The 12,668-nt window shown below is 52.0% G+C and carries 7 protein-coding genes; 5 read left to right on the top strand and 2 right to left on the bottom strand.

Annotated elements, in window-relative coordinates; genetic code table 11:
• Positions 1–115 precede the first annotated feature (115 nt).
• Positions 116–1,714, top strand: coding sequence for an ABC transporter substrate-binding protein (locus DY231_RS12590; RefSeq protein WP_115628727.1), 1,599 nt, complete (start codon positions 116–118; stop codon positions 1,712–1,714).
• A 45-nt stretch (positions 1,715–1,759) separates the two neighbouring features.
• Here the strand turns inward: DY231_RS12590 and DY231_RS12585 are convergent, their stop codons facing one another.
• Positions 1,760–4,150 (bottom strand): glucose/quinate/shikimate family membrane-bound PQQ-dependent dehydrogenase, encoded by a 2,391-nt coding sequence (locus tag DY231_RS12585; RefSeq protein WP_115628725.1) that lies wholly within the window; start codon positions 4,148–4,150, stop codon positions 1,760–1,762.
• 214 nt (positions 4,151–4,364) lie between these two features.
• On the bottom strand, positions 4,365–6,662 hold the full coding sequence (locus tag DY231_RS12580) for an FdhF/YdeP family oxidoreductase (RefSeq protein ID WP_115628723.1): 2,298 nt from the start codon (positions 6,660–6,662) through the stop codon (positions 4,365–4,367).
• A gap of 246 nt (positions 6,663–6,908) precedes the next feature.
• On the opposite strand from DY231_RS12580, the gene DY231_RS12575 reads away from it, so the two are divergent.
• The 4 genes from DY231_RS12575 to DY231_RS12560 all read left to right on the top strand — a co-directional run bounded on the left by DY231_RS12575 (position 6,909) and on the right by DY231_RS12560 (position 12,668).
• Positions 6,909–8,588, top strand: coding sequence for a methyl-accepting chemotaxis protein (locus DY231_RS12575; protein WP_115628721.1), 1,680 nt, complete (start codon positions 6,909–6,911; stop codon positions 8,586–8,588).
• Between the two features lie 233 nt (positions 8,589–8,821).
• Positions 8,822–11,200, top strand: a complete 2,379-nt coding sequence (locus DY231_RS12570; RefSeq protein WP_115628719.1) for a DMSO/selenate family reductase complex A subunit — start codon at positions 8,822–8,824, stop codon at positions 11,198–11,200.
• Positions 11,197–11,817 (top strand): DMSO/selenate family reductase complex B subunit, encoded by a 621-nt coding sequence (locus DY231_RS12565; RefSeq protein ID WP_115628717.1) that lies wholly within the window; start codon positions 11,197–11,199, stop codon positions 11,815–11,817. Before DY231_RS12570 ends, DY231_RS12565 begins: the two co-directional genes overlap by 4 nt.
• Positions 11,818–11,819: 2 nt before the next feature.
• A complete protein-coding gene (locus DY231_RS12560; RefSeq protein ID WP_115628715.1) occupies positions 11,820–12,668 on the top strand; it encodes a dimethyl sulfoxide reductase anchor subunit family protein in 849 nt (282 codons plus the stop codon).

Here is a 12,668-nt window from a genome sequence, read left to right as displayed (position 1 = left end):
TCCTTTATTGATTATATTCGTTTGTTTGCAATCGATATTTAATGTTATGTATTACGTTGTCTTGTACAAGCGTTATTCTTTCTGGGTCAGGAAAATTATAAATAATAGGGCAAACATGAACATCACAAGAAAAGCCACAAAGTTGGCATTGATAATAGCGGCGGTCACAGTCAGTTCCACTGTTGCGGCAAAAACTCTGGTTTATTGTTCTGAAGGATCGCCAGAAAACTTTAACCCGCAGTTATATACCTCGGGCACCAGTGTTGATGCCAGCGCAGTGCCAGTTTATAACCGCCTGGTGGATTTTAAAGTTGGCACCACTGAGTTACAGCCAAGCCTCGCAGAAAGCTGGGATGTCAGCGAAGACGGTAAGGTTTATACCTTCCACTTACGCAAAGGGGTGAAATTCCAGAGCAACAAATATTTTAAACCGACGCGCGATTTCAACGCTGACGATGTCATTTTCTCGTTTATGCGTCAGAAAGATCCAAAGCATCCCTACCATAATGTTTCCAACGGAAACTATTCCAATTTCGAAAGTTTAGAATTCGGTAAATTAATCACCGCTATTGATAAGGTCGATGATAATACGGTGCGCTTCACCCTGACTCATCCCGAAGCGCCATTTATTGCCGATCTCGGCTGGTATTTCGCGTCTATTCTTTCGGCTGAATATGCCGATAACATGTTAAAAGCCGGTACGCCGGAACGCGTGGATATGGACCCGATTGGCACCGGGCCGTTCCGCCTGGCGCAATACCAAAAAGACTCGCGCATTCTGTTTACCGCATTCCCGGAATACTGGCAGGGCAAAGCAAAAATCGACAAACTGGTGTTCTCGATAACGCCGGATGCTTCGGTACGCGTCGCAAAACTTGAAAAGAATGAATGTCAGGTGATGCCATTCCCTAATCCGGCAGATCTCCCGCGCCTGAAGGAAAATGCCGATATTAACCTGATGCAGAAAGCGGGGCTGAATACCGGTTTCCTCTCCTTTAACACGCAAAAAGCACCAACGGATAATGTGAAAGTTCGCCAGGCGTTGGCCATGGCTATCAACAAACCTGCGATTATTGACGCGGTATTCCGTGGTACCGGAACCGCGGCGAAAAACCTGCTCCCGCCAGGCGTGTGGAGTGCTGACGACACGCTCAAAGATTACGAATACGACCCGGAAAAAGCCAAAGCGCTGCTTAAAGAAGCGGGCTTCGCTGATGGACTGACAATCGACCTGTGGGCGATGCCGGTGCAGCGTCCGTATAACCCGAATGCTAAACGCATGGCCGAGATGATTCAGGCCGACTGGGCGAAAATTGGCGTGACGGCAAAAGTGGTGACTTACGAGTGGGGCGAGTATTTAAAACGCGTGAAAGACGGTGAGCATCAGGCGGCGCTGATGGGCTGGACCACGGCAACCGGCGACCCGGATAACTTCTTCGGCCCGCTGTTTACCTGCCGTGCAGCTGATGGAGGCTCTAACTCGGCGAAATGGTGTTATCAGCCGTTTGATAAGCTGATTCTTGAAGCGCGTGCTTCAGGCGACCACGAAAAACGCGTCGAATTGTATAAAGAAGCGCAGCAGATGATGCATGATCAAATGCCTGCGGTGATGATTGCGCACTCGACGATTTTCGAGCCGGTTCGCAAAGAAGTGACACGCTATGAAGTTGATCCGTTTGGTAAACACATTTTCTACCAGGTGGATGTGAAGTAATGACCTAATGTAGAAACGGGTGCCTAAAGCACCCGTTTTTTTTGCTTATTTCGCGTCTGGCAACGCGTAAGCAATAATGTAATCGCCACGGTCTGGAGACTGACGCGCTCCGCCTGCGTTAATCACAATGTATTGCTTGCCGGTCTTTGGTGACACATAGGTCATTGGGCCGGACTGACTGCCCACTGGCAGGCGAGACTTCCAGATTTCCTTGCCGTTTGCGGTATCAAACGCGCGCAGATAGAAATCTTGCGTACCCGCAAAGAACAGCAGGCCAGACTGGGTTGAAAGCGATGCGCCCAGCGTTGGCATGCCGATTGGGATCGGCAGATGCATACGAATGCCCAGCGGCCCCGTGTCCTGCACGGTGCCCACTGGAACCTGCCACACCACTTTCCCGGATTTCAGGTCGATGGCTGACATCGTCCCAAACGGCGGTTTCTGGCATGGAATCCCCAGCGGCGAGAGGAAACGCTCGCGCATGGCCCCAAACGGCGTGCCGTCCATCGGAACAATACCCATCTCAATGCCACTGGCGTTTTTCGCCACATTGGCGCGTGGCACCATGTAGTTCGCCAGACCCAGACGCATATCGTTAACAAACATCAGGCTGTTGTTCGGGTCAACGGAAACGCTGCCCCAGTTCATGCCACCGAGCGATCCTGGATATTGCAGCGAGCGATCCAGGCCCGGTGGCGTGTAAACACCTTCGTGACGCATGCCTTTGAACTCGATACGGCAAATCAGTAAATCGATCGGCGTCGCACCCCACATATCCGACTCTTTGAGTGTTTCATTGCCAATCATTGGCATCCCGACGGAGTACGGCTGGGTTTTTGAATAGCGCTCGCCTTCAATGTTGCCTTGCGGAACCGGGCGTTCTTCCACTTTTGCGACCGGTTCACCCGTTTCGCGGTTGAGCATGAAAATCATGCCTTGTTTGGATGTCTGCACGATCACCGGCGTGGTGCTGCCTTTACCATCTGGCAGGTCATAAAGCAGCGGCTGCGACGGTAAATCGAAGTCCCACAAATCGTGGTGAGTGGTCTGGAAATGCCAGCGCACCTGGCCGCTTGCCGCATCTACCGCGACAATTGATGAGCTGTATTTGTCGTCTTGCGCAGTACGCGTGCCGCCGAAGAAATCAGGCGTCGCGTTACCGGTCGGCAAATAAATCAGGCCCAGCTTCGCGTCATATGACATCGCAGACCACACGTTTGGCGTGCCGCGCGTGTAAGTTTGCCCTTCAGGTGGCAGACCGGTGATAGCCGGATTGCCCGGATCCCAGGCCCATGCCAGCTTTCCGGTATGCACGTCATAAGCACGAACCACGCCCGGAGGCTCGCCAGTGGAGAAGTTATCCGCCACGCGCCCACCGACCACCACCACATTCCCGGCGACAAGCGGCGTGGACGTTTGCTGGTAGTAACCCGGTTTCACTTCGCCCATACCCGCTTTGAGATCGACCGTACCGTGTTCGCCAAAGTCTTCGCACAGCTTGCCGTTATCTGCGTTAATCGCCAGCAGGCGCGCATCGGTAGTTGGCAGGAACAGGCGGCGAGGGCACGCCACAGGCTGCGCGGGTTCAGCAAGTGTCGCCGCGGCTTTCTGCGTGGTTTCTTCGAAATAACCTAAACCCCGGCAACGCTGCCAGTTTGGTGCCGTGGCGTGGCTGTCAAAACGCCATTTTTCTTTGCCAGAATCGACATCCAGCGCCAGCACTTTGCTGTACGGCGTGCAGACAAACAGCGTGTCGCCAACCTGCAATGGCGTGTTCTGATCCTCAGCGCCGGAACCGTTGCTCTGGGGGATATCCCCGGTATGCGCAGTCCAGGCCACTTTTAAATCTGACACGTTGCCTTTATTGATTTGATCAAGGGCGGCGAAACGGTCGCCGTGAGTGGTGTTACCCCAGTGCTTCCAGTCTTTTTGCGCATCACCTGGCGCTACCGGTTTCACGGGCACCTCTTCGTTGGCCGCAACCTGTACCTGTGGCACAAACATCCAGCCTGCGCTCACCAGCATGCAAATCGCGAGCAGCGCGGCGAGGCTATAAGCCGGCGCTTTTTTTACCGGAGCATGACTATTGGCTGCACGCAAAATCGGCCAGGCAATCGCGGCCAGAAAGGCCAGCACAGCAAACGTAAACAAGCGTGAGAATAGCGGCCAGAAATCCCAGCCCGCATCATTGATGGCCCAAATAATTGAGCCGATAAATGCCGCGCCGTACAGCACCAGCCCGGAGGTTTTCTTTTTCAAAATCAGTACGGCGGAAATAAGCATAACGATGCCCATCACCAGGAAATACCCGCTGCCGCCGAGCGCGACCAGGTAAGCGCCGCCAATCCCAATCGCGAGGCCAATAAGCGCCATTAGCCCGCTGAGAACCCATAACAGCCCTAATGCCAGGCCGCGTGGGGGGGTGTAAATTGCCATAACGTTCTCCTGTCGAAGCATTTTCCTTTTGCTTCTTTATGATAAAACCGCGTAACGAACCAAATGGTTAATTGTGCGGGTATCATAATCTCCCGTTATAATATTGCAAAGTTGTTAATGAGAAATCTCGCATTTATTGCGAATAGGTAATGGTGTGGGTTTAGAGGTCGGATAACAGGGCGTTATCCGACAAGACCGGGAAGGAACGGGGGATTTACGCGATACGCTGGCTTTCAACAGAAACGGTGCGGCTGATTTTTACCGGTACGGATTTTGAAGTCGGCGTGCCTGTATCATCACCAACACTGGTTAAAGGAACCAATGGGTTCGTTTCCGGGTAATAGGCGGCCAGGTTGCCACGCGGAATGTTGTAAGGGACGATTTTAAAGCCGCTAACTTTACGGGTGATACCATCATTCCAGACGGTTTCAATATCCACTAAGTCGCCATCGCGCAACTCAAGCTCCGCCAGATCTTCCGGGTTAATAAACAACACTTCGCGTTGCCCATAAACCCCACGGTAGCGGTCATCCAGCCCGTAAATCGTGGTGTTGTACTGGTCATGCGAACGCAAAGTTTGCAGCGTAAACGGCGCGTTTAAATCACCAAACAGTGACGCTGGCAGCGGGGCGGCGCTGAATTCCGCTTTACCGGTCGGGGTGTTAAAGCGCAATTGCGCGGCGGCATTGCCCAAATAGAAACCGCCTGGTTTTTCGCACTGCTGGTTGAAATCTTTAAATCCTGGGAGGGTGGCGGCGATATGGTCGCGAATCAGGTTGTAATCATCAGCCAGCGCCAGCCAGTTCAGCTTTTCTTGCCCCAGCACCGCATTCGCTATCCCGCAGACAATCGCGGTTTCTGAGCGTTGTGTGCTGGCAATCGGTTTGCCGATACCTTCGGACGCATGCACCATGCTGAACGAGTCCTCAACGGTGATGAACTGCCGCCCGCTGGCTTGCATATCTTCCTCGGTGCGCCCAAGTGTCGGTAAAATCAGCGCGGCTTTGCCGGGGACAAGGTGGCTGCGGTTCAGTTTGGTGCTGATATGAACCGTCAGGCCGCATCGCTGGAGCGCTTCTTCAGTGCGCGGACTGTCCGGCGCGGCAGCGGCTAAATTGCCACCCAGAGCAATAAGAACTTTCACCTCATCGCGCAGCATCGCAGCAATGGCTTCAACGGTGTTATGGCCTTGCTTGCGTGGCGGTTCAAAATCGAAATGGGCCGCGAGGCTATCAAGTAATGCTGCTGAGGGTTTTTCATCAATCCCCATGGTGCGATTTCCCTGCACATTACTGTGGCCGCGCACCGGGCAAAGACCCGCGCCAGGTTTACCCAGATGGCCGCCCAGCAGTTGTAGGTTGACGATTTCGCGCACCGTATTCAGCGAATGTTTGTGTTGCGTAATCCCCATCGCCCAGGTGCAGATCACGCGCTCGGCCTGCTGCCAGATGCTGGCGGCATCGCGCAATTGCTGCTCGCTTAAACCCGACTGATGAGTAATGTGCGTCCAGGTCGTGTTGTCGATTTCGGCAAACCAGGCCTCAACGCCGTGCGTGTTTTCATCAATAAATTGCTGGTCAAAAATACCGTTTTCACCGTTCTCCAGTCGCAGACGATGCGTTTCCAACAGGGCTTTCGCCATGCCGCGAATGGCGGCCATATCACCGCCTAAATTCGGCTGGTAATAATAAGTGCTGATGGTGCCAGCAAGAGGCGTAACGATTTCCAGCGGTTTTTGCGGATCGGCAAAACGCTCAAGCCCTCGTTCGCGCAGGGTATTAAAGGTGACGATTTGCGCGCCGTTTTCAGCGGCGTGACGCAAGCTGTGCAGCATACGCGGGTGGTTGGTGCCAGGGTTTTGGCCAAACACGAAAATGGCGTTAGCTTTATCAAAATCGTTCAGATGAATGGTGCCTTTGCCGACGCCTATGCTGCGCTTCAGACCGCCACCGCTGGCTTCGTGGCACATATTCGAACAATCCGGGAAGTTATTGGTGCCTGTCATGCGCCCGAATACCTGATACAGATACGAGGCTTCGTTGCTGGCACGCCCGGATGTGTACAGCTCCATTTGGTTGGGGTGATCCATTGCCTTTATATGCTGGGCTATAACTGCGAATGCCTCATCCCAACTGATGGCTTCGTAATGGTCTGTTTGCGGGTTATAGCGCAGCGGTTCAGTGATTCGCCCTTGATATTCAAGGAAATAATCGCTTTGTTGATAGAGTTTGCTGACGCTGTGTTGCGCGAAGAATTCATGGTCGATGAAGCGGCGAGTCGCTTCCCACGTTACCGCTTTTGCGCCATTTTCGCAGAAGCTAAAAGTACTTTTGTTATCGTCACCCCACGCGCAGCCAGGGCAGTCAAAGCCTTTGGCTTTATTCATGCGCATCAGATTGCGCAGGTTTTTCAGGGCGTGTTTGCTGTCGATAACAAAACGAGTGGTGGCTTCGAGTGAACCCCAGCCGCCCGCCGCGGCATGATAGGGTTTAATGGCAGATTTAAATTTCATAACGCTTATTCATTGTCCTGTGGGCGACCGCACGCGGCTACGCCATTTACTGTTACATATAGTTTACTCCTGTTTAACTTCGATGTAAGCCTTACAAAAACCATGGCTAAGTGTGATCGCCTTAACTCTTTGCTATCGATTTGTTAACCCCGCCACAAAACGACAACTTTTTGCTCAACCTTTTGTTTCTCAAGGCCGATGACCTTTTTACAGCAAACTCCCTACATAAGAAGAGAAACCAAGGATATGGCAAACACAACAACCTCCGTTCGTTTCTGGCATCACATTCGCCTTGTGCCGTTATTTACTTCAATACTCGCGGGGATCTTAATCCTCTTCGCCTTATGCGTGGGCATGGCGAGCTATTTCCTGATTCAGAGCGATAAAGCGCTGCAAGACGTCACCAATGAAATCCAGGTGCGCATTGGTCTTTCGGACAGCTCCGCGAATCTGCGCAGTGCACGTTTAAATATCATTCATGCGGGTGCCGCAGGGCGCGTGGCTGACATGGAGGATATGAAATTTAATATCGCCGAGGCCGATCGCCTGATTAAGCAGGCGCAGTCCAGTTTCGATATTTATATGGCGCGTGCGGATAAAGTCGAAGAAGGGGACGCGCTGGATAGCCAGCTGCGCACCCGATTCGACGATTACCTGAATAAAGGCATGGCGCCGATGATGAAATATGCCAAAAACGGTATGTTCGAGGCCATCATCAACCATGAAAACGAAGAAGCCCGCAAGCTGGATGCTGATTACAGCAAGGTATTAGTGCAAGCGGCGCAGATTCGAACGGACCGCGCCGAAGCGCTGAAAGACCAGGCTCAGACACGTTCACATCTGAGCGTCATGTTGATGGCAGGTGCTTTCGCTCTGGCGGTGTTCTTAACTATTTTCACTTTTGTCGTACTGCGTCGCGTGGTGGTGCAACCGCTGCAACAAGCGGCGACACGCATCGAACATATTGCGCAGGGCGATTTAACCCTGGCTCCGCAATCTTTTGGTAACAGCGAAATTGGCAAGCTGAACCAGAATTTGCAGGAGATGCAGGTTTCGCTGGTGAACACCGTGGGAGCGGTGCGCAACGGGGCCGAAGCGATTTATCAGGGCACCAGTGAAATCTCGGCGGGGAATACGGATTTGTCGGCGCGGACCGAACAACAAGTGGCGGCCCTTGAAGAAACCGCCGCCAGCATGGAGCAGTTAACCGCTACCGTGAAGCAAAATGCCGATAACGCCCATCATGCGACAAAACTGGCGGAAGAAGCCTCGCATAAAGCCAGCGACGGCGGGCGTATTGTCTCCGGCGTGGTCAGGACCATGAATAATATTTCTGCCAGTTCGAGAAAGATTTCTGAGATAACGGCGGTCATCAATAGCATCGCCTTCCAGACCAATATTCTGGCCCTGAATGCGGCGGTAGAAGCGGCGCGAGCCGGTGAGCAAGGGCGTGGGTTTGCGGTCGTGGCAACGGAAGTACGCACCCTCGCACAACGCAGTGCCCAGGCGGCTAAAGAAATTGAAGGGCTGATCAGCGAGTCGGTATCGTTAGTTGAAAACGGTTCAAAACAGGTGGCTAATGCGGGTGAAACCATGACCGGCATTGTTGGGGCTGTGCGTCGTGTGACCGATATTATGCAAGAAATCGCCGCCGCGTCTGATGAACAAAGCCGTGGCATAGAGCAAGTTGGTATCGCGATAAACGAGATGGATAACGTGACGCAGCAAAATGCTTCGTTGGTGGAAGAAGCCTCTGCGGCGGCAAACTCCCTGGAAGAACAGGCCGCACGCTTGACCGCAGCGGTGGGGATTTTCCGCCTGAATAACCAGCCTCAGAGCGTGTCAGTGCCCGTTGTAAAACCGAAGAAACCCTCTCAGACATCTCGCGCCATCATAGACGAAGACGATAATTGGGCGACGTTCTAAGTATTATTGGGTGGGTAAACGATTCTCGTTTATTCATCCAAAAATATCTTTTTCAATTTTTAAAAATCTATTTTTGATGCATTTTATTAGGTGGTGCAGTTTTACTTCTTAAATTAATTTAATCGTAAACGGGATGAATTCTGAAAATTACAAAGATCCCATCCAGATTGATGTCACGCAAATAAATCATTAATTGCAAATCGGATAATGCATTTTCTTTTCGAGTAAATGCGATGACGAATAAAAATAAGGGCGATGTTTCTTCAGGGATCACGCGTCGCCATTTTGTTAAGGCCAGCGGTGCATTAGCCGCAGTTCCTTTTGTGGGCGTTAAATTTGCGAATGCCGCAAAAACAACGCCAGCTGAAGTTAATTCTGGCGTTTCTCCTGAACGAATTATCCCTACCTGTAGCACTTTTGATTGTGGCGGGAAATGTGACATCCGCGCACACGTTGCACAAGGTGTCGTTACCCGCATCACCACCCAGCCCGATGGCGATTTAGACCCGGATATGCCGATTATGCGTGCCTGTGTGCGTGGGCGAGGCTATCGTAAATTCGTCTACCACCCGGACCGTTTGAAATACCCGATGAAACGCGTCGGCAAACGAGGCGAAGGCAAGTTCGTGCGCATCAGCTGGGATGAAGCGACCACCCTGATTGCAGATAATCTCAAACGCATCACGCAACAATATGGGCCAGCCTCACGCTATGTGCATGTTGGCACAGCGGTTAGCGGCGGGGCATTTTCCGGTGACAGCATGGTGCGTCGTTTGCTTAATCTTACCGGTGGTTATCTCCAGTCTTATCACTCGGTGAGTATGGGGAATACGGCAGCTGCGACCCCTTATACGTACGGGAGCGCAGCCAGCGGAAACACACTGGATACGTTGAGCGAAACCCCGCTGGTTATCCTGTGGGGGCATAACCCTACGGAAACCATTTTTGGTCATACCAACCATTACTTCCAGCAGATGAAGCAGAACGGTACGCGCTTTATCGTGGTTGACCCTCGTTATTCCGATACCGCATCGTCGCTTGCCGAACAATGGATCCCACTGCGTCCGTCCACCGATAACGCGCTAATGGACGCGATGATGTACGTCATCATCAGCGAAAATCTGCACGACAAAGATTTTATTGAAAAATACACCCTCGGTTTTGACGAAAGTTCGATGCCTGAAGGCGTGCCAGCCAATGAATCACTGGTGGCCTATCTGATGGGCATGAAAGATGGTGTCAAGAAAACCCCGGAATGGGCAGAAGTGATTACGCATGTCCCGGCTCAGACCATTCGCCAGTTAGCCCGTGATTACGCCACCACCAAACCCGCCGCGCTGATACAAGGTTGGGGACCGCAAAGGCATAACTGCGGCGAGCGTACCGCAAGAGGGTCAACGCTCCTCGCCACTATCACTGGGAATGTGGGTAAGAAAGGGGGCTGGGCCGGAGGCTACGGCGGTATTGGGAATCGGAAATTTACCACCGGTCCTGAAATGCCAGACAATCCAGTCAAAGAAAAAATTTCGGTGATGAACTGGGTGCAGGCGGCAGATGACGCCAGCAAAGTGACGCCAGAAGATGGTCTGAAAGATGCGCAGAAACTCAACAGCAATATTCGTATGCTATTTTCGCTTGCCGGAAATTATTTAGCTAACCAAAACCCGGATATTCATCAAGCCATAAAAGTTCTGGAAGATGAGTCAAAAATTGAGTTCATCGTCGCCAGCGATTTATATCTCACACCAAGCGCGAAATACGCCGACCTGCTGTTGCCTGAAACCAGCTTTATGGAACGCTGGAATATTGGCGAAACCTGGGGTACCGCTAATTATCTTATTCTTTCCGAAAAACTCATCGAGCCTGAATTTGAACGCCGGTCTGATTATGACTGGTTGCGCGAAGTCGCCGCGAAACTGGAAATTGAAAAAGAGTTTAGCCTGGGTCGTGATGAGAAACAGTGGATTACGCAAATTTGGGAAAATACGCGTAAGGCAATGCCGGACGAACAATTACCGACATTTGACGAATTGCAGGTTAGCCGCCGCCATTTATTCAAAGGCAAACCGCACATCGCTTTTGCTGACAATATCAGTGACCCGCAAAATAATCCGTTCCCAACGCCGTCCGGGAAAATTGAAATATTCTCCCTGCGGTTATATCAAATGAATCACCCGGAAATTCCGGCTCTATCACATTATGTTCCGGCCCATGAAGGCCCGGAAGATAAGCTTGCCGCAAAATACCCGCTGCAACTGATCACGTGGAAGGGTAAAAACCGCGCTAACTCTACACAGTATGCAAACCCGTGGTTACAGGAAGTGCAGACCCAAAAATTATGGATTAACCCGCTTGATGCCCAAAAACGTGGAATAGCGCAGGGCGACAGCGTGCGTATTCATAACGACCGCGGCGTGACGCAGGTTCCGGCAGAAGTCACACCACGCATTATGCCGGGCGTTGTCGCGATGCAGGCAGGAGCCTGGTGGCAACCTGATGCAAACGGAGTTGACCACGGCGGTTGCGCCAATGTGCTCAGCTCCGCGCGTATCACCGCGCTGGCAAAAGGAAACTCCCACCAAACTATGCTCGTGGAGGTTGCAAAAGCATGAGTAAATTTATTGATTACGCCCCTGTTAGCGAGCAACAGTTGGGTTTCTTTATTGATTCTTCGCGCTGCTCGGGCTGTAAAGCCTGTCAGGTTGCCTGCAAAGACAAAAATAACCTTGAAGTGGGGCGTCGGTTCCGCCGGGTTTACGAAGTTAAAGGTGGCGGATTCATTGCCACCGGCCAGGGTGGCGTTCACAACAACGTCTACGCCTACACCTTGTCGATATCCTGTAACCACTGTCAGGACCCAGTTTGTGCGGTGAATTGCCCGACGACCGCCATGCACAAACGCCCAGGCGACGGCATTGTGCGCGTCAATACCGATAAATGCGTTGGCTGCGGATATTGTGCCTGGTCGTGTCCTTACGGCGCGCCACAACTCAATCAGGCCACTGGTCAGATGTCAAAATGCGATTTCTGTGTCGATCTGTTAGCCGCAGGTCAGCAACCCATTTGCGTGGCGACCTGCCCGTTAGGGGCGATTAAATTTGGCCCGATAAAAGAATTGCGCGCGCTTTATGGAGAAGTGAGTGATGTACAGGGGCTGCCGGACTCCTCCATTACGCATCCGAATCTGGTCATCAAACCGCACCAGGGTGCAGAAAAGGGGAGTAAATAATCATGCATGAATGGCCACTCGTTATCTTCACGCTGTTAGTGCAGGGTTCTGTTGGGTTAACCGTTTTCACCACCCTCGCATTGCTTTCAGCCAGTAGCACACTCAACGTGAAAGCAAAACACTCCGTTGGATTACCCGCCATGTTGGTTGCTTTCATTGCCGGGGCATTGGGACTGATGGCATCCACCGCGCATTTGGGCTATCCGCTTAATGCGTTTCATACTCTCACACATTTTGGCAGTTCATGGTTGAGCCGTGAAATTGTGTTCGCCAGTTTATATCTTGCGGTTTTAGGGCTGGCGACCTTAATTGTGTTACTGAAAAAGCAAGTTTTTACCCTGTTGCTGCTGGTCGCCTCGTTATTGGGGGTTATCGACATCGTCTGTATGAGCGCAATTTATGTCCACGCGTCTGTCGTGACATGGATGCATTTCAATACCTTTGTGATGTTCTTTGGTACCACGTTCAGCCTGGGGGCGGTTGCCTGTTTATGGGTATTTGCGATTCAGACCCGATTACCCGCGCAAGCGGTGAGAAAGTTCATGGTGACGGCTGTGCTGGTTCTTTTTGGCGTCACGTTGCTGCGTTTGCTGGTTCAACCGCTGTACATGACTTACCTCGCCACTGTCAGCCTGAGCGACGTCGTAACCTTCCCGCATCAGCCATTAGACGCCTTCAAAGATCAGGGCGTTTTACGCCTCACCGCGTGGGTGACTTTGGTGGTGGGGGGTTGCCTGTTGGCGTTAAGTTTACGCTCGGGGAACATTCGTAAATCCTTGCTGGCGCTGGGTGGGGGCTTAGTCTTGGTCGCAGAAATATTGCTGCGATTCAGTTTCTTTAGCATCAATTAA

Source organism: Buttiauxella agrestis (assembly GCF_900446255.1).
GTDB classification, from domain to species: Bacteria; Pseudomonadota; Gammaproteobacteria; order Enterobacterales; family Enterobacteriaceae; genus Buttiauxella; species Buttiauxella agrestis.
This window is presented reverse-complemented; position numbering and strand designations above follow the sequence as displayed.